The 25114-nt window shown below is 33.5% G+C and carries 20 protein-coding genes; 7 read left to right on the forward strand and 13 right to left on the reverse strand.

Features of this window, described 5'->3' with window-relative positions; genetic code table 11:
* Nucleotides 1–4: 4 nt before the first annotated feature.
* A complete protein-coding gene (locus ACTIEI_RS02090; RefSeq protein ID WP_439504619.1) occupies nt 5–1483 on the forward strand; it encodes a glycoside hydrolase family 10 protein in 1479 nt (492 codons plus the stop codon).
* Nucleotide 1484: 1 nt separating this feature from the next.
* Here ACTIEI_RS02090 and ACTIEI_RS02095 read toward each other — a convergent pair whose 3' ends face one another.
* On the reverse strand, nt 1485–1982 hold the full coding sequence (locus ACTIEI_RS02095; protein ID WP_439504620.1) for an SRPBCC family protein: 498 nt from the start codon (nt 1980–1982) through the stop codon (nt 1485–1487).
* 51 nt (nt 1983–2033) lie between these two features.
* On the opposite strand from ACTIEI_RS02095, the gene ACTIEI_RS02100 reads away from it, so the two are divergent.
* Both ACTIEI_RS02100 and ACTIEI_RS02105 read left to right on the forward strand, forming a co-directional pair.
* Nucleotides 2034–5189, forward strand: coding sequence for an ATP-dependent helicase (locus ACTIEI_RS02100; RefSeq protein ID WP_439504621.1), 3156 nt, complete (start codon nt 2034–2036; stop codon nt 5187–5189).
* A gap of 9 nt (nt 5190–5198) precedes the next feature.
* On the forward strand, nt 5199–6611 hold the full coding sequence (locus ACTIEI_RS02105) for an Ig-like domain-containing protein (RefSeq protein ID WP_439504622.1): 1413 nt from the start codon (nt 5199–5201) through the stop codon (nt 6609–6611).
* Between the two features lie 4 nt (nt 6612–6615).
* On the opposite strand, the gene ACTIEI_RS02110 is transcribed toward ACTIEI_RS02105, so the two are convergent.
* The gene (locus tag ACTIEI_RS02110; protein ID WP_439504623.1) at nt 6616–7473 is read right to left on the reverse strand and encodes a 3-hydroxyacyl-CoA dehydrogenase family protein; all 858 of its coding nucleotides are present in this window, start codon (nt 7471–7473) and stop codon (nt 6616–6618) included.
* A gap of 81 nt (nt 7474–7554) precedes the next feature.
* On the opposite strand from ACTIEI_RS02110, the gene ACTIEI_RS02115 reads away from it, so the two are divergent.
* Complete coding sequence (locus ACTIEI_RS02115; protein ID WP_439504624.1) at nt 7555–8232, forward strand: MerR family transcriptional regulator; 678 nt, start codon at nt 7555–7557, stop codon at nt 8230–8232.
* Here ACTIEI_RS02115 and ACTIEI_RS02120 read toward each other — a convergent pair.
* From ACTIEI_RS02120 to rsfS, 6 genes are read right to left on the reverse strand one after another with little or no spacing between them, the layout of a single operon-like run.
* A complete protein-coding gene (locus ACTIEI_RS02120) occupies nt 8221–9318 on the reverse strand; it encodes a mechanosensitive ion channel family protein (RefSeq protein ID WP_439504625.1) in 1098 nt (365 codons plus the stop codon). The genes ACTIEI_RS02115 and ACTIEI_RS02120 overlap by 12 nt on opposite strands.
* An 8-nt stretch (nt 9319–9326) precedes the next feature.
* Nucleotides 9327–10091: a UDP-2,3-diacylglucosamine diphosphatase gene (locus ACTIEI_RS02125; protein WP_439504626.1), complete on the reverse strand. Its 765-nt coding sequence runs from the start codon at nt 10089–10091 to the stop codon at nt 9327–9329.
* Nucleotides 10088–10516, reverse strand: a complete 429-nt coding sequence (locus tag ACTIEI_RS02130) for a gamma-glutamylcyclotransferase family protein (protein ID WP_439504627.1) — start codon at nt 10514–10516, stop codon at nt 10088–10090. Before ACTIEI_RS02130 ends, ACTIEI_RS02125 begins: the two co-directional genes overlap by 4 nt.
* A gap of 13 nt (nt 10517–10529) precedes the next feature.
* The gene (locus ACTIEI_RS02135) at nt 10530–11159 is read right to left on the reverse strand and encodes a LutC/YkgG family protein (RefSeq protein ID WP_439504628.1); all 630 of its coding nucleotides are present in this window, start codon (nt 11157–11159) and stop codon (nt 10530–10532) included.
* Nucleotides 11159–13198, reverse strand: a complete 2040-nt coding sequence (gene ftsH, locus ACTIEI_RS02140) for an ATP-dependent zinc metalloprotease FtsH (RefSeq protein WP_439504629.1) — start codon at nt 13196–13198, stop codon at nt 11159–11161. The genes ACTIEI_RS02135 and ftsH overlap by 1 nt, the downstream gene beginning before the upstream one ends.
* A 55-nt stretch (nt 13199–13253) precedes the next feature.
* Nucleotides 13254–13658: a ribosome silencing factor gene (gene rsfS, locus ACTIEI_RS02145; protein ID WP_439504630.1), complete on the reverse strand. Its 405-nt coding sequence runs from the start codon at nt 13656–13658 to the stop codon at nt 13254–13256.
* Nucleotides 13659–13675: 17 nt separating this feature from the next.
* Here rsfS and ACTIEI_RS02150 point away from each other — a divergent pair, with 17 nt between their 5' ends.
* On the forward strand, nt 13676–14485 hold the full coding sequence (locus ACTIEI_RS02150) for a biotin--[acetyl-CoA-carboxylase] ligase (RefSeq protein WP_439504631.1): 810 nt from the start codon (nt 13676–13678) through the stop codon (nt 14483–14485).
* On the opposite strand, the gene ACTIEI_RS02155 is transcribed toward ACTIEI_RS02150, so the two are convergent.
* Entirely contained in the window at nt 14482–15222 is a 741-nt protein-coding gene (locus tag ACTIEI_RS02155) for a LytR/AlgR family response regulator transcription factor (RefSeq protein WP_439504632.1), read from the reverse strand. The genes ACTIEI_RS02150 and ACTIEI_RS02155 overlap by 4 nt on opposite strands.
* An 82-nt stretch (nt 15223–15304) precedes the next feature.
* A complete protein-coding gene (locus tag ACTIEI_RS02160; RefSeq protein ID WP_439504633.1) occupies nt 15305–18253 on the reverse strand; it encodes a sensor histidine kinase in 2949 nt (982 codons plus the stop codon).
* A gap of 274 nt (nt 18254–18527) precedes the next feature.
* Between ACTIEI_RS02160 and selD the strand changes: the two genes are divergently transcribed.
* Nucleotides 18528–19577, forward strand: a complete 1050-nt coding sequence (gene selD, locus ACTIEI_RS02165) for a selenide, water dikinase SelD (RefSeq protein WP_439504634.1) — start codon at nt 18528–18530, stop codon at nt 19575–19577.
* A gap of 8 nt (nt 19578–19585) precedes the next feature.
* On the opposite strand, the gene ACTIEI_RS02170 is transcribed toward selD, so the two are convergent.
* Both ACTIEI_RS02170 and ACTIEI_RS02175 read right to left on the reverse strand, forming a co-directional pair.
* A complete protein-coding gene (locus ACTIEI_RS02170; protein WP_439504635.1) occupies nt 19586–20020 on the reverse strand; it encodes an IPExxxVDY family protein in 435 nt (144 codons plus the stop codon).
* A gap of 8 nt (nt 20021–20028) precedes the next feature.
* Nucleotides 20029–21672: a M28 family peptidase gene (locus ACTIEI_RS02175; protein ID WP_439504636.1), complete on the reverse strand. Its 1644-nt coding sequence runs from the start codon at nt 21670–21672 to the stop codon at nt 20029–20031.
* A gap of 126 nt (nt 21673–21798) precedes the next feature.
* Between ACTIEI_RS02175 and feoB the strand changes: the two genes are divergently transcribed.
* Complete coding sequence (gene feoB / locus ACTIEI_RS02180; RefSeq protein ID WP_439504637.1) at nt 21799–23910, forward strand: ferrous iron transport protein B; 2112 nt, start codon at nt 21799–21801, stop codon at nt 23908–23910.
* Here feoB and ACTIEI_RS02185 read toward each other — a convergent pair.
* The gene (locus ACTIEI_RS02185; protein WP_439504638.1) at nt 23907–25112 is read right to left on the reverse strand and encodes a GAF domain-containing sensor histidine kinase; all 1206 of its coding nucleotides are present in this window, start codon (nt 25110–25112) and stop codon (nt 23907–23909) included. The two genes, feoB and ACTIEI_RS02185, sit on opposite strands and share 4 nt — an antisense overlap.
* Between the last annotated feature and the right edge of the window lie 2 nt (nt 25113–25114).

The following is a 25114-nucleotide window of genomic DNA, read 5'->3' on the forward strand; positions in this document are numbered from 1 at the left end:
ACTTATGAAAAACCAGGCGCACTTTATCCTTGCGATCTTATTTATCCTATTAGGAATTACTACTACTGCTCAAAACTCACCAAACTACGAATTTAGAGGGGTATGGATTGCAACTGTTGAAAATATTGATTGGCCTACTAAAAGAAATCTTTCTGTCTCGGAGCAAAAAGCAAGTTTTATTAGACTACTTGATTTGCATCAATCAAATGGCATGAATGCCATTGTAATGCAGATCAGGCCTACTGGTGATGCATTTTATCCATCTCAATACGAACCTTGGAGTGAATACTTAACCGGTAAACAGGGATTGCCTCCAAATCCTTACTATGATCCTTTAGCGTTCATGATTAGTGAAACCCACAAAAGAGGTATGGAATTTCATGCATGGTTAAATCCCTATAGGGCAGTATTTAATATATTTAAATCATCGGTTGCACCCTCTCATATCACTAAAATACATCCTGAATGGTTTGTTGTATATGGTGATAAGAAGTATTTTAATCCTGGTTTACCAGATGTAAGGCAGCACACGGTAAGGGTTGTAAAAGATTTATTAAATAGGTATGATATTGATGCAATTCATATGGATGATTATTTTTACCCATATCGCATTGCTGGAAAAGAATTCCCAGATCAAAAAACATATGAGAAATATGGTGCAGGTCTATCAAAAGACAACTGGAGAAGAAGTAACTGTGATTCAATCATTGTTGATATTAATAATGTAATTAAACAAACCAATCCTAGAGTTAAATTTGGTATCAGTCCTTTTGGTGTTTGGAGAAATAAAAGCCAAGACCCTATGGGCAGTAATACCAAAGCAGGTCAAACCAACTATGATGATTTGTATGCAGACATTTTACTGTGGCTAAATAAAGGTTGGATTGATTATGTTACCCCTCAATTGTATTGGGAAAGAGGTCATTCATTGGCAGATTATGACGTTTTATTAAAATGGTGGAATGACAACGGGTATGGTAAACATATTTATATAGGGCATGGTATCTATAGAGGTGGAAGTAATGAAGCTTGGAAAAATAAAAATCAGATACCTGAACAAATTCAAGAATTAAGAAAATACCCCACCACACAGGGAAGCATCTATTTTAGTAGTAAAACATTTGAAAAGAATCTAAATGGATGGAATGATAGTTTAAGAAATAACTACTACCGTCACCCAGCATTGGTACCACCCATGCCATGGATTAATAATGACGCCCCAGACCAACCAACTATTACCCAAGAATTAAATAACGCAGAAATAAGTTATAACGGTCATTTAAAAATCAAGGGCTTTGGTATTTTCAGTGTACCTAACGGCAAAGAAGTCAAGTTCATTAATAGCCAACTACTTCAAATTGTTGTAACTGATAAAAGAGCTACTATAGATTTGAATAAGGTTCCTGACGTAAATGGGAACAAATTATATATTGCTACAATTGATATAAATAACAATGTAAGTGCGTTAAAAGCATTAAAATAGCTTAGCCAAAAACTACTTTATTTTCCGCTCCAGGCCATTTGCCAAAACGCTCTTCTACAGCAACATATCGATGACTAAATATGCCATTTAACTGGCTTTTAACCATAATTACTTGTGCAATATCACCTAAGAACCAAAAGGGTAATTTATAGTGTACAATATCTGTCATTTCAACGCCGCCTTCAATTTCTTTAAAATGATGTTGATGATGCCAAAGTGAATAAGGACCAAAGCGTTGTTCGTCCACAAAAAATTGCTTATCAATTACATGTGTTATTTCGGTCATCCAGTAAAGTGGAATACCTAAAATTGGTTTAACAGTATATTCAATAATTTGACCACTATACATTGTGGCACCATGGTGTTTACTAATAATGTTAAAGCCTAAATTGGCTGGTGTAATTTCTTTCAAATTATCTGGCTTACTAAAGAAATCCCATGCCTGTTCTAGGCTGATGGGCATTTTTTGAACTGTTTTAATACTGTATACTTTCGACATAATAACATAATAACAGTATAACAGTAATAAGGTTCATGGTATCTTTATGCTATGACAAATAAGGAAGAACAGTTTGCATATTTTCAAGGAGTGTACGATTCTTTAAACCAAGCCCAAAAACTAGCTGTGGATGCGATTGAAGGCCCTGTGATGGTTATTGCCGGTCCTGGTACTGGTAAAACACAAATTTTGAGTGCTAGAATTGGAAAAATATTAATGGATACCGACTCTAATCCTGAAAATATTCTATGCCTTACTTATACAGACGCAGGTGCTGTAGCAATGAGAAAGAGACTTTTACGATTTATAGGTCCAGATGCATATAAAGTAAACATTCATACATTTCATTCATTTTGTAATGATATTATACAAGATAACCTATCCCTTTTTGAAAAAACTAAATTAGAACCTGTTTCCGAATTAGAAAGTATTGAGATTTTTAAACAACTGATAGATGACTTCCCTAAAAATCATCCACTGAAAAAATATCGAGGGGATGTATATTTTGAAATCAATAATTTGAAAAATCTGTTCAGCAATATGAAAAAAGAAGGCTGGACACCTGAATATATTAATAGTGCAATCGACAGTTATCTAAAGGAGATTCCAACAAGAGATGAATTCATCTATCAAAGAGCTTACAAACAATTTAAAAAAGGAGATTTAAAGCAAACTCAAATAGATTTAGTAAAAGAACGCATGGAAAAACTGCATGCAGCTGTTAATGAATTTAGTCGATTTAAAGAGCTCATGAGAAAACGAAATCGCTATGATTTTGATGACATGATTATTTGGGTATTGGATGCTTTTAAAGAGAATAAATTACTACTTTCAAAATACCAAGAACAGTTTCAATACATTTTAGTGGATGAATATCAAGATACTAGTGGCACACAAAACCATTTAGTGGAACTTTTGATAAGCTACTGGAACCATCCGAATATTTTTGTTGTGGGTGATGACGATCAAAGTATCTATCGTTTTCAAGGGGCGAATATTGAGAACATGGAAAAATTTGCAGACGCATACAGTAAAGAAATACAGACCGTTATTCTAACACAAAACTATCGTTCAACACAGCCTTTATTGGATGTTGCCAAAGCCTTAATTGATCGAAATAATGAGCGTTTAGTAAAAAAGATACCTGGATTAAGCAAGGAGCTAATTGCTTCAAATACTAAAATAAATGGCTTCAATAATCCACCTATCATTGCTGCGTATGAATCTGAGCAACATGAAATGATTGGAATTACGCTTGCTATAGAAAAACTTTTGAATGAACAAGTTGAAGCAGGTAAAATTGCAGTGATTTATAAAGAGAATAAATATGGAGAAACCCTAAGTAGTTATTTTAAACTTAAGCAAATACCTGTTTACACTAAAAGAAACTTGAATATTTTAGATCTTCCATTTTCAAGGAAAATCATTCTTATTTTAAGATACCTAGCTGCCGAACTAGAAACTCCATTTAGTGGCGATGAAATGTTGTTTGAAATTTTACATTTTAATTGGTTCGGTATTCCACCTATTGAGATTGCCAAACTTTCTGCAGTAGTTGCAGACAAGCGTTTTGGAAATGACAAAACTAATCTAAGAAAATATGCATTAGAATATGCGAATCAGCCAATCAAAGATTTATTCAGTAAGCCAATTCCAGGTCTAAAGAAAGCAATGAATAGTTTAGAACAATTAATCAATGATGTGCCCAATGTTACACTGATAAATCTTTTTGATAATATTATTCGAGAAACTGGAATAGTGAATTTTATCATGCAACATCCAGAAAAGCATTGGTTACTTCAAGAATTAACTGGTTTATTTAATTATATAAAAGAAGAAAGTAATCGTAATCCTTCTCTCGATTTAAATAGGTTGATTGTATTGATTGATTTAATGATCAAAGAAAATATCCGCTTACCACTTATACAAGTAAGTGGCAGCGATAAAGGAGTTAACTTACTTACTACACATGGCTCAAAGGGCTTAGAATTTGAGTATGTTTTCTTTGCAGGATGCAATGCATCATATTGGGAAAAGAAAAGAAAACCAGGTGGCGGCTATTCGATGCCAGACACCATGTTTGCGTCACAACCAGTATTCAGTGAAGAGGAGGAACTCAGAAGATTGTTTTATGTTGCATTAACCAGAGCTGAAAAATACTTATACTTATCCTTCAGTGATTTTAAAGTAGATGGGAAACCACTTGATCCTTCCATGTTTATAGCCGAAATTCAAGATGCTTATCAAATTACTACTATTAAAGAAGTATTGAGCAAAGAAAGTATTAGCCAATTTACTTTGCTACAATACCAAGAAACCATTACTCCGAAAATTGAAAAAATTGAGGCTGAATTTATTGAAAGGGTTCTAGAGAAGTTTGTAATGAATGTAACTGCACTCAACAACTACCTCAAATGTCCATTACAATTCTATTTCAATAATTTAGTTCGAGTACCATCAGGAAAATCTGAATCAACTGAATTTGGATCTGCCATACATGCCGCACTTCAACAATTCTTCCAGCAAATGCAGGATAATAATGAATTTCCTAGCAAGGAAAAACTCATTGCTTATTTTGAAGACTACATGTTAAAAAATAAAAAAAGCTTTACCAAAGAACAATTTAAAAGGAGAATTGAATATGGTGGAGAAGTATTAAATAATTATTATAACGCCTATATTAATGAATGGAATAAAGTAGTTGTGATAGAGCGCACAATTAAAAATGTAATCGTAAATGGAGTTCCTTTAAAGGGTAAATTAGACAAACTAGAATTTAATGGCAAATTGGTAAATGTAGTAGACTATAAAACGGGAGATGTAGATAAGGCAAAAGACAAATTACAAGGTCCTAGCGATAAACAACCTGAAGGTGGAGATTATTGGAGACAAGCTGTTTTCTACAAAATTTTAGTAGACAATTATGAGCAGAAATCTTGGCAAGTAATAAGTAGTGAATTTGATTTTGTAGAGCCAGATAACAAGAAAAAATACAGAAAAGAAAAAATTGTCATTTCAGATGCTGATATTGCCACAGTAAAAAATCAAATCAGCGTAGTTTGGCAAAAAATTCAAGAACACGACTTTTATACTGGGTGTGGTAAAGAAGACTGCCATTGGTGCAAATTTGTAAAACACAATGAACTAGATATTGCCCTAGCTGATATTTTGCCAGAGGATGAAGAGAATAATTTAGAAGTATTTTAATTGATGAGCATGAATAAGCAGTTTATAAATAAAAAATTAATTGGTTTAAATGTATTATGCGCTCTGTTGCATATACTTTTATTTTCCTCTTGCGCTAATATTATACCTCCAAGTGGCGGAGCTAGAGATAGTTTGCCCCCCATTTTGATAAGCGCATTACCCAAAGACTCAGCTATCAATGTATCGCCAAAGCTCATCACATTAACTTTTGATGAGTATGTATCGCTACAGGATATCAATAATAATTTAATTGTATCGCCAACACTTAAGAACTTACCGATTGTAGATAACAAGCTAAGAAATGTAACGGTTAAATTCAAGGATAGCCTAGAAGCTAATACTACTTATTCACTTAATTTTGGTAACGCAATTAAAGACGTAAATGAAGGAAATATTATAAAAAATTTCAGATACGTATTTTCAACAGGCAATACGATTGATGACTTTTCGTATAAGGGAAAAGTTCTTCTTGCAGAAAAAGGAACAATAGATTCTACGCTAGTGGTTATTTTACATAATAATTCCAGTGATACAGCTATCTACAAAAATAGACCAAGGTATTATGCTAAATTAAATGGGAAAGGCAATTTTGAATTTAATAATTTATCTGGTGGCTATTATTCTGTTTATGTTTTGCCCAACGATTTTTCAAAAAAATATGATGACAGTACTAAATTATTTGCCTTTAGAACAGAGCCTATATTAATAAATGGCACAAATACAGTAGATACATTGTACGCATTTGAAGCTTATAAAAGAAAAGCAAGCAGCTCATCCACCGCTGTTGCTGCAACACCAAATACTAAAATAGATAACCGGCTTAAATATGCTATTAACCTTGAAAATGGAACGCAGGATCTGTTATCGCCTTTAGAATTAAAATTTGTACGGCCTTTAAAAGCATTGGACAGCGCTAAAATTCTTTTTGCCGACACCAATTTTATTCCTGTAAAAGGATATAAACTTACGCTTGATACAAGTAAAACAATTTTATCCTTTAACTATTCATGGAAAGAACAAACACCGTTTAGGATTATCATACCAAAAGATGCTGTTACTGATACGAGTGGAATGGGTTTAGCTAAATCAGATACACTCAAATTTGCTACCAAAAAAGAATCAGATTATGGTAGCATTAGACTCAGGTTTGTAAATCTTGATTTAAAGAGAAACCCAGTTTTACAATTGGTTCAATCAGATAAAATAGTAGAGTCAATCAAATTGAATTCTACCGAACTATCTCGTAAACTTTATAGAGCTGGTTCTTATGATTTACGGATATTATATGACACCAATCAAAATGGCATTTGGGATACTGGTATTTTTGGAAAAGTAAAGAAGCAACCAGAAATTGTACAGTTAATTTCTAAACCATTAGTAGTGAAAGGTAATTGGGATAATGAAGTCAATATTTCTTTATGATAATCTAATTGTATTGATAAAACCCTTTTTTTGTTTTAATACCTAGAGCGCCTTGATCTATTTTAGCTTTTTGAATTTCAGATGGCTTTAATCGCTCTGGCTTACCTAAGTCTTCCCAAACAATACTGCTAACGCTGTAGTTGATATCTAAACCAATTAAATCCATTAGTTTAAATGGCCCCATTTTAAAACCTGCTGCTTCTAATACCGCATCCGCCTGTTCAACTGTAATTATTCCTTTTTGAACCATGTACATGGTTTCCAAATAATAAGGCCTAGCTACTCGGTTTACAATAAATCCAGGGGAGTCCTTACATATTACAGGTGTTTTTTGCATCATTAAAGCTATATCAACCATTTGCTTAATAATAGCTGGATTTGTTGCTTCTCCTTTAATAATTTCTACCAATCTCATTAATGGTGCAGGATTAAAAAAATGTAACCCCACTAACTGTGCTGGAAATGCAATTGAAGATGCAATTGCGTCAATAGAAATAGAAGAAGTATTAGTTGCTATAATCAAATTGGAACCATTCAAATTAAAAAGTTGATTAAAAAGACCAATTTTGGCTTCTTTTTTTTCTATAATTGCTTCAATTATCAATTCTCCTCTACAATCATCTATACGATCTGTATAAGTAATATTTGCGATGGCATTATTAAATTCTTCTATACTCAACTTTCCCTTAGCTAGAAACTTTTGCAAACTTTGTTCAATAGATTTAGCCGATTTTTCTAGCATTTGCTTGCTTAAATCAAAATGAATTACTTTAAAACCGGCTGTTGCCGCAAGCTGAGCAATTCCACTTCCCATGGTCCCTGCTCCGCATACAATAATTTGCTTAATACTATTATTTGCCATAAGTATGCAAGATACTTACATCTTATCCACTAGTAAATAGTTAGGTATATTTTTAGTGGATTTTGGTGCTAATTTTAGGCCATGGGAAACCTTTTACAACAATTGGATCTTTTTGGAATGCCTGTAGAACCAGCACCTACTCCTAAACCCAAAAAACAAGTTCCCAAACTAATAGTTGAAGCTCCTGAGGAAAAGCAAATTATTGTAAATGAACCTGTGGTTTATGCAAGTAATCAAATTGTAGTTAAAGTTAAATCTGAGAAGCCTAAGCTAGAGCCAACGGAAACAGTTACTATTCAAAAAGCTTCAGAAGCAATTATACCAAAACAAAATAAACCTGCTGAAAAGATTAAACTAATAGGGAAAAGAGGTAGAAAATCCTTCAAAGAAATGGATGCAGCAGCAGACTTAATTGAAATACCGGATGATCATATCTTAAATCAAAAACTTTACTATTCCATTAGCGAAGTTGCGTCTTGGTTTAAAGTAAATACTTCTTTATTACGTTATTGGGAAAACGAATTTGATATTTTGCAACCAAGAAAAACTAGAAAAGGAGATCGCTTATTTAGGGTAGAGGATATCAAAAATCTACAGTTAATTTATTTACTATTAAGACAAAGAAAATTTTCTATTGAAGGGGCGAAGAATTATTTAAAAAGTAATAAAAATAAAATTGATACAGAAAATCAATTAGTAGGCTCCTTGTCTAAATTCAAACAATTTTTACTAGAATTAAAGTCATCTTTATCCAACTGATTTATTGGTTACTACAACGTCTGTAGCAGCAGCAGCCATTTGTATATTTAACTTTTCCATCATACTAATTATTTGCATCATGACTTCCTGACGATGTTGTAAAAACTCATCCATTGGCTGGGTAACAATACTTAAATATTCTACATTGATAATATGTGCATTTTTTCCAGTATCGACCAAATAAACAGCAACCCCTTCTACTCCGTCATTTAAAAGCATCGACCTAATATTGGCTATAAAAGAATCCAACTGTGACGTACTTGCATCTAAACCTGCTTCAATTTTGAATTCCACTTTTCGATGGGTACGAAGTGATATATTATCTACGATGGTATCAACCATTTGCTTATTTGGTACTGAGATATACGTTTTTTCAAGGGTTCTAATTCTAGTACTTCTCAATCCTATCTTCTCAATTGTTCCTGAAAATCCATTAACCTTTACTAAATCACCAGTGTTAAAAGGCTTATCAAAAAAAATGATAAAGGAAGCAATTAAATTTTCTAAGCTTTCCCGTGTAGCTAAAGCTAATGCTGCTCCTACTATACTTAAACCAGTTAATAAATTACTAATGTCTTGATTAAAAGAAAATTTTAGAATCATCAATAAGCCAATAACTACCAACAAGGCCTTAAAGAAATCCTTGAAAAAGATAATCAATTGGTTATCCGTCATATCTGCGGTCATGTTTGCCCGCTGCTCTAATATAAGTGCAATAAATTCTATTACCCGAAGACATAACCAGATAAACACACTTATAAGAACACCATCTGCCAATGCATCTATAAAACTTTTTAATGAAATGCGGTAAATCATCACATTTAATGCAGATGGAAAAACCAATTGATCTAATGAAATAATTCCAATCATTAACAGTAAAAAATAATCCAAAGGCTGAACTACTAAATTTAAAAATGATTCTCTCGCAATATTCTTTCCAGCTTTACCAATCAGTCGAAACATTAATTTGGCTAAGTATTTAGAAATTATTCGTTTAATCAATAAAATACCTACAATGACCAAAAAGACCGTCAAATAGCTTTGAACGGTATTATTCAAGATTACTTTATCTAGTAGTTGTTTCATCTGTTCAATTATGATTCAAACTTTTTCAACTGAATGTTTTCGCCATCAAATTCTGCATAAGTGAAGTTTTTTATCCAATCACCTAAATTGATATATCTGCTTTTATTAGTAAGCGGGAAATCAATTGGGTAATGTCTATGACCAAATATTAAGAAATCAAAATATTCTTTTTTTAAAACTTCTTTGCAATAAATAATTAACCATTCCTGATCTTCTCCTAAAAAATGATCGTCTGTAGCACCCGTTTTTTCTTTGCTTTTTCTACTAAAATAATTGGCTAATCCGATACCCCAATCAGGATGTAATATGCCAAATAACCATTTGCAAATTGGATTAGTAAAGACTTTTTTTAGTAACTTATAACCATGATCACCAGGCCCTAGGCCATCGCCATGACCAATCAATATCTTTTTATTATTCCATAAAAATGTTTGTGGCTCGTGGTATACCTTAATATTTAATTCTTCTTCAAAATAACCACGCATCCACATATCATGATTGCCCGTAAACACGACAACAGGAATACCGGCATCACTTATTTCAGCCAATTTACCCAATAACCTGGTATAGCCTTTTGGAATTGATCTTTTATACTCAAACCAAAAATCAAATATGTCTCCAACTATAAATATAGCAGCTGCTTTATGTTTAACTGAATCTAGAAAATGAACAAGTTTTTTTTCCCTTACTAAACTTGCTTCATAATTGGGCGCGCCCAAATGAAAATCTGATAAAAAGTAAATCTTATTTTCAGCATTGATATTATTGATCATAGCTGACCATTTTTTGTCAAATAGGCAAGTAAATCACCTCCTTCAATAAAAACACCATTTTCCACAGAGCCATTATACCAATAAATCCAGGCTTGTTCTTCATTACCTTCAATCTGTACGGTTGTTAATACTCTCTTGTATAATGGAACTTCCCCTTCTTCAGCCTGCACTCCTTCATAATCATCTAATTGTGCAAAAGCCCAAGAACATTCAGAAGGAACTTTTATGGTGTAAAGCTCGCCACTTATTAATTGGTTGTCATCACATGGAACACCTGCTGGAAATTGCGGCAGTTGATATAATTTACCTTTAACATAAGCATGACCTACTAAGGTAAAGTACTTGCTTATATACGCATAAGCTGGGCTATTAAAACCACTACGGAGCGATCCGTAAACAAATAAATTTCTGCAAGCTAATTCCATTAATTAATATTACTTAATCATCAGTTAAAAAGCAAAAAACTTCTTTTGGACCATGCACACCAACCACTAATGTCTTTTCTATATCAGCCGTTCTACTAGGTCCAGTTGCTAAACTAATCATTGATGGAATAGCATCCCCATATTTAGTTACCATGCTTTCCAAAGCTTGGTCAATGCTATATACCAACTGATTGGTTTTAGCAATACAAATATGAACTGGTGCATACACACTGGTTGTTCTACCGCTTAGTGAAGCACTAGATAATATCATACTGCCTGTTCTAGCAACCAATAATTCGCATCCAGTAATTGCTACATCACAACTTGCAATATCATCAGTAAATTCAGTTGAAAAGCCATTTGACTGAAGCAAATGGCACAAAATAGGCTCTTTACAAAATACTTTCTCCCATTTTCTCACAGCAATTAGCTGTATCAATTGTAGTGCAAGTTCTTGTTCTGCTGAACAAAAAGAAAATTTTCCTTGCAAGGCAGTAAAATGCTCCGCAAATTCTATTTCTAATTCCTTAATTGAAGGTTGAAATAATTCGGTTGTTTGAGCACTAGTAGAAAAGGGAACAGGCACTTTAGTAACAAGTGCCTGTTTGATTTTCTGTAAAATTTTATCTCTTGATGTTGCCATTATGCATTCGTATCTTGTTGTTGTTCAGAAGCAAGCTTTTCTGCTGCTGCTATATTTTCTGCTTCAACTTCTAGTAACTTCTTCTCTTCAAAAGGTCTTTTTCCTATTAAGATTTCTACATCACTCTTATGCAATACTTCTTTTTCTAGCAACTCTTTTGCTAACTTCTCAACCTCATTGCGCTTCTCCGTTAACAAATTGAGCGTTCTTTGATAAGCTTCGTCTATGATCCCCCTAACTTCTTCATCAATAATTTTACCAGTCTCTTCACTATAAGGCTTCGTAAATGTATTCTCTTGGGTAGGATCATAGAAACTTACATTACCTACTTTTTTATTCATACCATAGGCAGTAACCATGCTATAAGCAATTCGAGTAATTTGCTGCAAATCGTTGGCTGCACCTGTTGAAATCTTACCAAAGAAAATTTCCTCAGCAGCTCTACCACCCAAAGTCATACAGATTTGATCCATCAATTGATCGGTATTGTATAAGTATTGTTCTGTTGGTGTATACTGTGCATAGCCTAATGCTGCTGTTCCTCTTGGCACTATAGTAACCTTTAAGAGCGGATATGCATGCTCTAAGAACCAAACACATACGGCATGTCCTGCTTCATGGTAAGCAATAATTGACTTTTCATGTGGAGCAATGATTTTATTCTTTTTCTCCAAACCACCAATGACTCTATCAATGGCATCTTGGAAATCGCTCATATCAACCGCTTCCTTCCCTTTACGTGCAGCTATTAAAGCAGCTTCATTACAAACGTTGGCAATATCCGCACCAGCAAATCCTGGTGTTTGTTCAGCTAGTTTGTGTAGATCCAATGTTTCAGATACTTTAATTGGACCTAAGTGAACTTTTAGAATTGCTTCTCGTCCCTTAACATCTGGTTTATCAATTGATATCTGACGATCAAAACGACCTGGTCGAAGTAAGGCACTATCTAATACATCAGGTCTATTGGTTGCTGCCAAGATAATAATACCGGTATCGCCACCAAATCCATCCATTTCAACCAATAACTGGTTCAATGTATTTTCCCTTTCATCATTACTCATGATGGCGTTTCTACCTCTTGCTCTACCAATGGCATCAATTTCATCTATGAAAATAATACAAGGTGCTTTTTCTCTTGCTTGTTTAAATAAGTCTCTAACCCTGCTGGCTCCAACACCCACAAACATTTCCACAAAGTCAGATCCACTCAAACTGAAGAAAGGCACTTGTGCTTCTCCTGCCATTGCTTTAGCCAATAAAGTTTTACCTGTACCTGGAGGTCCAACCAACAAAGCACCTTTTGGAATTTTACCTCCCAAAGAAGTATACTTTTTAGGCTGCTTTAGGAAGTCTACAATTTCCATTACTTCCACTTTTGCTTCATCTAAACCCGCTACATCTGCGAAAGTAATATTCACTTTAGCCCCTTTATCAAATAAAGTTGCTTTTGATTTTCCAATATTGAATATCCCACCAGGACCACCGCCACCAGGGCCACCGCCTCCCATTTTGCGCATCAAAAGAACCCATACTGCTACGATGAATAATAAGGAAATAATGGTATTAAAAATTGGTCCAAACCATTCCGGATCAGTTACGGCTTTTTCAGGAACTCTTGCTAATTCAGGATGCGCAGCATATACTTCTTTTAAATCGTCCTTAAAGTTTTTTACATCTCCTGTTAATTCAAATTCAAACAAAGGAACATTTTGAACTTTCCCCTTTTCTTTACTAAGGTCTTTTTTGAATTTGGTTACATAAAAGTCTTTTGATAAGCGCTCAGGCTTAATATATACCCTAACTCTTTCCTTATTTTTTACAATTTCAATTTTTTGAACGTCTCCTGGAATCAACATTTGATCAAAATATTCTTGCTGACTAGTAGGTGCCAAATCTGGAGTCATTCTAAAGAACTGCATCGATAAAAGTACGATTGCAATAATTGCATAAATCCAATAAATAGTGAATTTGGGCCCCTTTTTTTGGCCATCTCCTTTCTCAGGATTTATTTTAGGTAACGGGTTATTTTTTGACATAGCTTCTTGCGTGATATATAAATAATGTTTGAGTCACTTAAAAGTTTTGTTAAGTTCAAGACTCATGCATTTGTGAAACGGCATCGCTCCACATTTCTTCCAATTTATAAAAATTTCTGGCTTCTGGATGCATTACATGCACAACTACATTAATATAATCGATTAAAACCCATTGGGCTGCTTGTTTTCCTTCATGTCTGTAAGGAATTTCGCCACAAATTTTCTTTAATTGATCTTCTACAAAGTCGGCAATGGCTTTAATTTGTGTAGTACTAGTTGCTTCACAAACGATAAAAAAATCAGCTGATGCTTCAGGTATCTTTCTAAGGTCGAGACTGATGATATTCTCCCCCTTTTTATCAAGAATAGCTTGAATGATGGTCTTAAATATCTTAGAATTTTTGTTCAGTCTAGTGACTGTTGTCTTTTCTCGGGTTTTTAATAGTGAAAGTGGTTCCAAAAATGATAGGTGTTTTAATGAATAATTTTCATGTTAACTTCGTCAAAAATAGTAATTCTTTGGCAGGTTCAGCTGTTAAAACTGTTATTGGAACACCCTTTACCCACCTAAATCGGGTAAATAGTACCAACATCTATGCCATGGAGCAATTACAAGCTAAATTGGCTGAGCATGGGGCTGTTTTTTTTGCTGATTTGCAAACAGCTGGAAAGGGTCAAATGGGCAAAAAATGGGAGTCTGAATCAGGACAAAACCTACTAATGTCTATCTTATTGAATGTTTCGGCATTAAATATGGGTGACCAGTTTGCCTTAAGTGCCGCAATTGCACTAGCTGCTAGAGATTTATTGTCTGAATATATTTCTTCGAATTTAACTATAAAGTGGCCTAATGACCTCTATTGGGGTGACAGAAAGGCAGGTGGAATTCTTATTGAAAACCAGATTTCCGGTGGGATTTGGACTTATGCAGTTATTGGAATTGGGATTAATATTAATCAAACCCAATTTGAAGGAGTTCAAAACAAAGCAGTTTCGCTAAAACAAATCAGTGGTAAAGAATACCACCCTATTGATTTAGGAAAAGAACTATGCAAAAAAATTGAACTTAGATTTCAGGAATTATTTGTAGAAAACGGTAAAAATAAAATTTTGAGTGACTATAACGAAGTGCTTTACAAAAAAAGCCAAAGAGTAAAACTCAAATATGGAAATATTGCATCTATATATCTAATTGATGGGGTTTCAAAAAAGGGAGACTTGTTAGCCACTTCAAGTATGCAACATCAATTTAAACATGGAGAGGTGGAATGGATTATTGAAAGCTAAACAGTAAAACGCTCTATTAATTGATTCTTTTTATCCTGCGCCAAATGCACTTGTGCTTCATTACTCATAATTAATACAAAATCTTTCTTATCAATTTTTTTGATATGATTTAAATTTACTAGATAGCTTCTATGGGTTCTAAAAAAAGGACCATCGGATTCTAGGTATTCAAAGTCAAGTAATTTTTTAGTGATTGTTAGCACGCCATGAGTAGCTGTTATGATTTTAGTATAACTTCCTTCTGCCTGTATAAAAATGATATCATCTTGGTTAACTACATAAATGGTTTCTGAAGTTTGCAATACTACTTTTCGATCTTGTTGATGAGATAAATTATCACGTAAAACCTTATACTGAACCGTATCAGAAGGTAAAAGATTTACTTTTTTTAACGCCCGTTGCATATGTTCAAGTCTAACAGGCTTAAGAATATAATCTACTGCAGAAGCTTCAAATGCTCTAAGGGAATATTCACTGTATGCTGTTACAAAAATAATCTTGAACCATATTTGCTGCTCATCAAAGAATTCAAGTAACTCAAACCCACTATAACCGGGCATATCTATATCCAAAAAAACCAAGTCTGGTTTATATTTATTAATTGTTTTTACCGCTTCGGGTACATTACTACAATCTGCTATAATTTGAATTTCAGCAAAATTATCCGTCAGTAACCCTCGCAAAGCTTTTCTTGCATTGGGTTCATCATCAACTATAATGGCTTTTATCAATTCCATGATAAACTAAGATACTTAACTGTGTCTTCAAAATACAATCCATTTCATAATTAGGCCTATTTACTTCATAAAGGGGGTTATTTTACATACTATTCATTTCCTGGTCATAAATTGGAATAAATAAAAGTATGGCCGTACCCGATGGATTTTTTAAGTCATCATACTGATCAATCGTATCGTATTTTATTTTTTGACTATGGAGTCGATTAAATAATTCAATTCTTTCCGCTATTGCCTTGGTAGCAAAACTAGTGGGCTTACTTTTATTACGCTGATTAATTTGAAAGGATAATTTTCGTCCAATTCCATTGTCTTCAATGAGTACATTCAATCCATTATTTATTTGAGTGAACCTAATTAAAAGTACTTTCTTACCTGCTTTATGCATTAGCCCATGTTTAACTGCATTCTCTGCAAAGGGTTGCAATAACATGGATGGAATAATTAAATCAGCAGGATCCTCTTTTAACTCAAGCTCTATGATGTATTCAAAATTTTTATCAAATCTTGCTTTTTCTAATTCAAGATACAAAGTGATATTTTCCACTTCTTCTTTTAAGGAATGCATTTGCCTATCACTGGCTTGCAAAGTTTTTCTCATCAAATCACTAAAATTTCCCAAGAGATTTCCAACTTCAGTTTTCCGATTATCATATAATAATCCTTGAACAGTATTTAATACATTATAAATAAAATGAGGATTCATTTGAGATCGGATAGCAACTAACTGACTTTTAAATAATCGCTCTTTAAGCCCTTGTCGCATTATAAGACGCTTAGACCATATCTTAAAAAAGAGATAAATTATACCTGACCCCACCAATACAATTAAACAAATAAACCACCAACGTTGCCAAAAAGGATTAAGTATCGAAAATGCAAATGTTTTAATAGAACTATTATAAATCCCATTTTTATCATAAGCCTGAATTTGAAATTGATAAGCACCTGGTGGGAGTTGATAAAAATTTAATGTATTATTACTATAGCTTAATACCTTCCATGAAGTATCTATACCTAAAAGTTTATATCGATAATTTAAGTTAGTTGGTGTTTTATATTGGATTGCATCAAAATAGAAACTAATATTATTCTTATTTGAAGAAAGTACTTGATTAGGAGTTATTTCAACGCCATTATTAATAGCTTTTATTAATGGAAAGTATATGATTTCATTAACAGCTTTTCCGCGATACTCATTAACAACTAATCCAGATGTGGTTGCCAATAGTAATTTATTGGGATGAAGTGAAAAATCATTAACTGTTAATCCAGCCAATCCATATTCATCTAGCAAATTTGTAATGACTCCCGATTTTAAATCAATGATTTGCAAAGTTTCGTCTGTATTTACCCATATTTTACCGTCCCGCTCTTTGATAGATTTAATATTATTACTCTTTAATCCATTCCCAGTATGATATCTTTTAATCACTTTATCCTCTTTTATAACAAACAATCCTTCGTTAGAGGTTCCAGCCAACAGTAAATTGTTTGAAGTTTCAAAAAGTGTTCTTGCAACTAGTTTTTGGTTGTTTTTTTTACGTATAACAATAGTACTGTCACTAAAGCAGTAGCGATATAAATCATCATAATAAGCAATCCAAAAATACTTTCCAGTTTCAGATAGAAGAATTTTAGAACTTCTTGCATTCCTAAATACAGGTATCCTTAACCCCTTCCTGAAAATATCATTTTTCATGTAATGACTATATAAAGGAATCCCAGTTGTATCAGGGGTTGCATCGGGATTATTTCCTAATGGATTATTTAACACATATGTTCTATTATAAGAAGCAACTATTAAATTTTTTCTATGATCTCGTACAACGCTTTTACCATAATCAGCCACTTTATCAGGAAAGGAGCTTGTTAAATTAAAAATCCCTCTATTAGTAAATATTTTTTTATCTATTGAATCATATGTTATAAACTGAATCTCAGTAGCAATTGGTAATTCATAATGCATTCTCTTTTCATTTTTTAAATTGAATGCAGTTAACATTCCTTTAGTTGTTCCTGTTACAATTGTATCATTACTAATTGTTGTAACTCTTGAAATATTATCAAAGCCAAAACCTGGATTAATTGTATAAAGCTTATTATTTAGTGAAGGGCAAACAAAAAGTCCATTATCTAAAGTACTCACCCAATAATTGCCTTGATAATCTTTAACTACATCGGTAATACTTTGATTTGGAAAAATGAGTTTTGTTTTTCCACTAGATACATCCCATAAATAAGCACCCGTTTGTGTACATATCCATTGTTCTGATTCAGCTGTTGATGCAAAATGAAATACTAAAATATCTTCTGGCAAATCAAAGGGCTTTGTTAACTTAAGTTTTCCATTATTTACTGTAAATGCTGGTAGTCTAGATTTTCCTATTTGTGTTCCATAAACAAATTTCCCGGAAGACATTAATCTGGTATCATTGTATTGAAAGGATGTTTTTTTCCATTCAGTTTTATTTGATGGATAAGTAAAAATCCATCCCTTTGCACCATAAGCCACTACTTCCTCCCCATTCTTAACCAGAGACGATATTCCTAAATATTCTGGTGAATACACTTTTTTAATTGTAACACCTGTTTGTTTATTAATCTGATATAAATTTTCTAAAGATGCAAACCAGATATGATCTTTGGTTGCAACATAATTAACAATAATCGACTCTTCTTTTATTCTCTTGTCTTTAAACCTATAATTTCGAAGCGTATCATTTTGTAAGGAAAATAATTCCTTATAAAAATTCATACACCAGATCCTGCCCTGTGGATCTTGTTGCAAATAACTTACAGACTGCATACTGGTATTATCAAAAGGAATCTTTACAAAAGTCCTCCCATTAAATCTGAATAACCCTTTATCAGTTGCCAACCATATATAACCTTGTTGATCGGCTAACATATCATAAATGACTTGAGTAGGTAATTGGGCAGGATAGGTAAACTTTTGGGTATATGGAAATTGAGCATACAATGGTGCTACTATTATACCTAATAAAAACGAAATCAATAAACGCATCATCCAAATCAATTAATTAATTAATTAATGAACAATTTAATGTAAAAGACGGACTTAGATAATAAAGGGTGCTTAACAAAATAAATAGGCTATTTCATGAAAGAAATGACCTGTTTGGTATAAAACGAATGCAAGGGACATAGAAAAAATTCATCTTTACAATGGTTACGAACAGTAATTATTAACAATTGGGGGTAAGAGAGCTGCATGAGAAATGCAGCTCTCTTCGTTTTTGCCTATCCATGAAATTGAAGTTACTTTTGCACAAAAAATAAAGATGGCAGAAGTTCAGCTTACTCAATTTTCGCATGGTGCTGGTTGTGGATGCAAAATTGCTCCTGCTGTTTTAGACAGCATTCTTAAATCAGATATAGTACAAAATATTTTTCCAGAATTATTGGTAGGAAATAGTAGTAAAGATGATGCTGCAGTTTATGATTTAGGCAATAATACTGCTTTGATTAGTACTACTGATTTTTTTGTGCCAATTGTAGACGATCCTTTCCAATTTGGCCGGATTGCAGCCGCTAATGCCATCAGTGATGTTTATGCGATGGGAGGCAAACCAATTATGGCTTTGGCAATTTTAGGCTGGCCTGTTGATAAACTATCTCCTGAAATAGCAAGAAAAGTAATTGAAGGTGGAAGAAGCATCTGCGCAGAAGCAGGTATACCCCTTGCTGGAGGTCATAGCGTTGACACAGCAGAGCCTATTTTTGGTTTATCCGTAAATGGAATTGTTCCCATCAAACATTTAAAAAAAAATAATACCGCCCGAATGGGTGATAAGCTATTTTTAACAAAACCACTTGGTGTAGGTATTTTATCAACTGCCCAAAAAAGAGGTCAGCTTGAAGAACAAGACTTGCCAATTCTCATTAACCAATTAAATCAACTTAATAAAATCGGAGAAATCTTAGGATCTATTGAGGGCGTTCATGCAATGACTGATATAACAGGTTTCGGTTTGATTGGTCATTTAATGGAAATGGCAGAGGGTAGTGAACTTGGAGCAATAATTGAATATCAAAAAGTTCCTATTTTAAGTTCAGCCAAACATTACCTTGCCAAAAGATTAGTGCCAGATGCTACTTATAGAAACTGGAATGCCTATAGTTCACAAGTAAAATTTGAAAAAGGGGTTGATGTAATGCAAGCTTTCTCAATATTACCAGACCCACAAACCAATGGCGGTTTATTAATTGCAATTGATTCTGCAGCAGAAGAGGAAATAAAAAAATTATTTATTTTAAATGGATTAAATGATTTTATTAATCCTATTGGTACTATGACAGATCTAGGCGAAAAAAGAATTATTATAACTTAATAGAAAGATTAAAATACCATATTCCCTTTGTTCTTAATTTGATCAGGGGTCATTTCTGCTACAAGTTGCACCCCTGTTAGATTTCGAACTATTTGTTTAATCCAATTGCATTTGTCATCATCCACAAAATCATATTTCATCAACCATAAAAAATCCATATGCTTAAATTCTGGCAATAGATATTCGCCGTCATATTGATTTTGATATAGATAATGGGTTAATGGCGAGTTAAACTCTTTGAATTGATAAATTGAAAAAAAATAACTCCTCTCTTTTCTACGCAAAAGAATCTCTAACTCAGGGTTCAGCCTGAAATCATAGCCTAGGTTGGTGTTTAACTGCATACAAAACTGATAATTTTTTAAAGTGGTTGTAATACCTAGAATTCGAGTCTCTTCAAAAAAATCATCGTTTAATTCATCAACATCTAGTCGAAGTTTCATATAAAAAATTAAAATTCCAACTCTACTATAAATTCTTCTGTACCTCTTTTATATATTAATTTAGTTTTATCTCCTTTATTAAATTTAGACAAGGATTGCATATAACTATTCACATCTACAAACTTATAGGCTCCTAATTGTAATAGTATATCCCCCGCTTTCAATCCTAATTTTTCTGCTAATTTACCTGCACTGGCACCATCAATACGCATACCAGTTCCAGTATATCCATAATCGGGTATAACGCCTAAACTTACCGTAAATCGGGTACTTCTACCCATTTGTTGTTCTCTTGTTTTAGTAAAGGCAATTTTTCCCTTCGTATCTGTTGTTTCAACAATTTTATAAACAAGGTTTACAATATCATTAATTCCTGTATAATTAATCTTATCCCAATCATCTGATGCTTTGTGATAATCAGGGTGGCTACCAGTAAAGAAAAACAATACCGGTATATCTTTTCTGTAAAAACTAGCATGGTCACTAGGGCCAGTACCAGCACTATCAATCTTGTACGCAAACTTGCCAGCCAATAAGGGAATGGTTGTACCCCATTCAGGGGATGTTCCATACCCGCCGATTGTCAACTTTCTTGCTGTGTCGTACCTGCCTACCATATCCATATTAATCATGTAATTAGCTTTTACCGATAGCGTAGGGTTTTCAAGCCAATATTTACTACCCATCAATCCCAATTCTTCTCCAGAGAAATGCATCAATAAATAATTATTAGAAGCGGGTGATTGTTTTTTTAATTTCCTTGCCAATTCTAATAAAGCGGCTGTTCCACTAGCATTATCATCTGCACCATTGTGTATTTCATTTAGACCATCCAATGAATTCTTATCTTCTCCAAAACCTAAATGATCATAGTGCGCTCCAAGAATTACAGTATTTGGAGCATTATTATTGATAAAAGCTATAACGTTTCTTGCTTTACGAACCTTATTGCTCAATTGTACATTTAAGGATATTGGCAAGGTTGCTGAAGGGTCTGAAAAATAGGTTGCGATTCCTTTTTTGGTGATGTAAATAATTGGAATAGAAACCAATGGTGATTTGTCATTTTTATTAAACTGAACGTTATCAACTATTGAAGAAGTATTATAAATAAGTAATGAGCTTGCATTTTTTGCAGCAGCATCGTTGGCCATTTTTTTGATAGCCGCTTCCACATCAAAATGAGGGTTGGCTTTATTTTCTTCTAATAATTCCTTGAGATCTCTAAACCAGGGTTGACCTGCTTCTGAAAGAGCTACTGCCGGTGTTCCTTTAACAGACTTATTTGCACTAAATGCAACTGGAAAGTATTCCTCATTTAATAATAGTTTTTTCCCACTTACTTCCAAAAATGTAGCATCTTCAATTTGCAAGCCTTCATTTATTTCAAATTCTTGAATATACCCATTCGAACCCTTTGCTTCAATACCAAGTAGTTTATATTGTTGAATCAGGTATTCCATTGCCATAATTTCGCCTGTAGTTCCTGTTCTCCTACCCTGCAATTGGTCATCGGCCAGATATTGAACGTGCTTTTGTAAATTCAATATAGTTAATGCTTGCTCCTTCTCTGCTGCGATTCTTAATTTTCTCTTGCTTTGTGCGGCTGCCAAAATAGGCAGGAATAGTAAAACAGCTATCCACTTTTTCATATTTCTACTTTATCTCACAAAAGTAAGCTGCAGTTAGTACATATTTGTAATAGATAAGTAATCTATTCTAAATTCTGTTCCCAATCTCGTAACCAACTGCGGGTTTGCCCACCTACTTTTGCAGTCTTGACAAATAAAATACTACATATTGCATTAGTTGGTAATCCCAATAGTGGAAAAAGCTCCTTATTCAATGCTTTTACAGGACTGAATCAACATGTTGGTAATTTCCCTGGTGTTACAGTTGATAAAAAGACGGGGATTTTTGAATTAGAGGATAACCGAAAAGCAGAATTAATTGATTTACCGGGTACTTACAGTTTATATCCAAGAAGAGCTGATGAGTGGGTTGCTTACAAGGTACTGATGGGGGCGGATCAAGAAATAAAAGCAGACTTAATTGTATTAGTTGCAGATGCAAGCAACCTTAAAAGAAATCTTTTATTCTGTTCTCAAATAATTGATTTGAAAATTCCAGTTGTCATGGCGCTAACCATGAACGACTTGGCTGCAAAAAAAGATATTAAAATTGATATAGGTGGATTAGAAGCAGATTTGGGAATTCCTGTTGTTGCTGTAAACCCACGAAAAAACAAAGGGTTATTGGAGTTGAAGAAAGTGATTGCTAAAATGCAACCTGAAAACCCTTCTAAATTAAGAGAATTCATGGATACTGCAGGATTAGCACCAGAAGCAGTTTCCAATGTTAAGAAAGCCTTTCCTGAATGGAGTGACTATGCCTGTATTCATCAACTAATTAATCATGATGATTTATTAGTTGATAAACATGCACACAATATTTTAAATACCATCGTTGCTGAAAATAATTTCAATACAACCAAAACTCAGGCTGAAGAGATTATGCAGCGATATACGCGCATTAGACAGATAATGCAAAAAAATGTACTAGAAACAGGCCCTCTTGAAAAAAAGTTGTTTACTGAAAAACTAGATAATATTTTAATGCACAAAACCTGGGGATATTTAATTTTATTTTCAGTGCTCTTTCTGTTGTTTCAAAGTATTTTTTGGTTAGCTACTTATCCAATGGATGGAATAGAGTGGGCTTTTGCTGAATTAGCTGGTTGGCTTTCAAGTAATTTACCGGATACATGGTGGAGTAATTTATTAATCAATGGATTTGTTGCAGGCTTGAGTGGAATCTTGGTTTTTGTTCCACAGATCATGATTCTTTTTGGTTTGATTACTATTTTAGAAGATACTGGATACATGGCCAGAATTAGTTTTTTAAGTGACAAACTAATGAGAAAAGTGGGATTGAATGGTAAGAGTGTAATGCCGATGATTAGCAGCTTTGCTTGTGCTGTACCTGCTATTATGGGTGCTAGAAACATTGAAAATAAAAAAGAGCGACTACTTACTATTTTAGTTACCCCATTAATGAGTTGTAGTGCAAGACTACCTGTTTATACTATTCTCATAGCACTTGTAATAGAAGAGAAATATTATTTTGGATTCCTGAGCTTACAAGGATTAGTGATGATGGCATTGTATCTTTTAGGTACTATCATGGCTTTATTAGTTAGTTATGTGATGAAGTTCTTTATCAATATCAAAGAGAAAAGCTTCTTCATTTTAGAGTTGCCAATGTATAGAGCTCCTCGCTGGAAAAATGCTGGTATAACCATGATAGAAAAAGCGCGGATATTTGTTACAGATGCTGGTAAAGTAATAATGATAATTAGTCTTTTACTCTGGTTTCTAAGTTCCTTTGGACCAGGAAATAAGATGGAAAATACAGAAGTGAAGTATGCGGTTTTAATCAAAGCAAACCCTAATCAAGTTGACTCATTACAAAAACAATTGTCTACTGAAAAATTAGCCAATTCCTACGCTGGCATCTTGGGTAAAACGATTGAACCAGTTATTGCACCTTTGGGTTATGACTGGAAAATAGGCATTGCCTTAATCACTTCTTTTGCTGCCAGAGAAGTTTTTGTTGGTACAATGGCTACTTTATACAGTGTTGATGAAGAAGATGATCAAAGTTTACGAGAAAAATTACAAGCTGCTACCCATGCAAATGGAGAAAAAGTATACACACTTGCAACAGGATTGTCTTTAATGGTTTTTTATGTTTTAGCCATGCAATGCATGAGTACATTAGCTGTAGTAAAAAGAGAAACAAAGTCTTGGAAATGGCCAACCATTCAGCTGGTTTATATGACAGTATTGGCGTATAGTATGAGCTGGCTTGTTTTTAACTTATTTAGTTAAACTCCAAAGTAAACATAAACAGAAGTACCCTTATTTAAAATACTTTCTACTTTAATTGACCCACCAAGTATTTTTATAAAATCTTTTGTTAGTATTAAACCTAAGCCAGAACCCTTTTCATTACTAGTACCAGTAGTACTTTGATAATGCTCTCCATCAAATAATCTTCCTTTTATTTCTTCGGTCATGCCAATACCTGTGTCTGAAACAGACAATATGGTTTGACCATTTTCCTTTTGCGCATAAACAGTGATTACACCTTCTTTTGTAAACTTATTGGCATTACTAATTAGATTGCGAAGAATAAAACGTAATGCATTTATTTCAGACTTTATAAACAAGTCTTCGTCTACCAAATTCACCATAATATTTGACTTGAGTGAAGCCATTACTTCAAAACTATTAAGCATGTTACTCACTAAAGTCCTAAGATGAACTTTTTCTTTCTCAAAGCCTTGTCCTAACATTTGCATAGAACCCCAATCTACCAAGTTGTTCAACAGTTCAACTGTTCCATCAATTTGTTTACCTGCCATATTCATTAATTCAACAGAATTTTGTTGATTCAAAATCTTATGTGCATTTAATTCAATAATTGATTTTACAGCGCCAATAGGATTTCTAACATCGTGTGCAATGATAGATAAAATTCTATTTTGCATTTCCATCTGTTGTTGCAACTTTTCTTGTTGTTGCTCTAACTGATTATTAAGTAAGTTTTGATCTAAGAGTTTTACCACCTGCCTCGAAAGTACTTGTAAAGTAAACACCTGGTCATCATTTAGTGATCTTGGATTTAAGTCCATTACAGACAATGTGCCCACGCTACGACCATCTTTATTAATTAAAGGAATACCTACATAAAATCGAATATTGGGCGCATTAACCACTAATGGGTTATCCTTAAATCGTTCATCTTCTAATGTATCGCTTATTGTAAAAATTGATTGATTACTATTAATAGTATACTTACAAAAAGCCATAGAATGTGGAAACGTCTTTGTGTCAATCCCAAAATGCGCTTTAAACCACTGTTTTTCATTATCGATTAGTGAAATTAATGCAATGGGGGTTTTACAAATTGTTGCAGCCAATTTTGTTACATCATTAAACTCCTCCTGGTATGAAGTGTCTAACACTTCATACCCGTAAGAGTCATTTAATTTCATGGTATCATCCAAGTAATTTCTTGAATTTTGCATAA

Origin of the sequence: Sediminibacterium sp., from assembly GCF_051860225.1 — a bacterium.
Classification (GTDB): domain Bacteria; phylum Bacteroidota; class Bacteroidia; order Chitinophagales; family Chitinophagaceae; genus Sediminibacterium.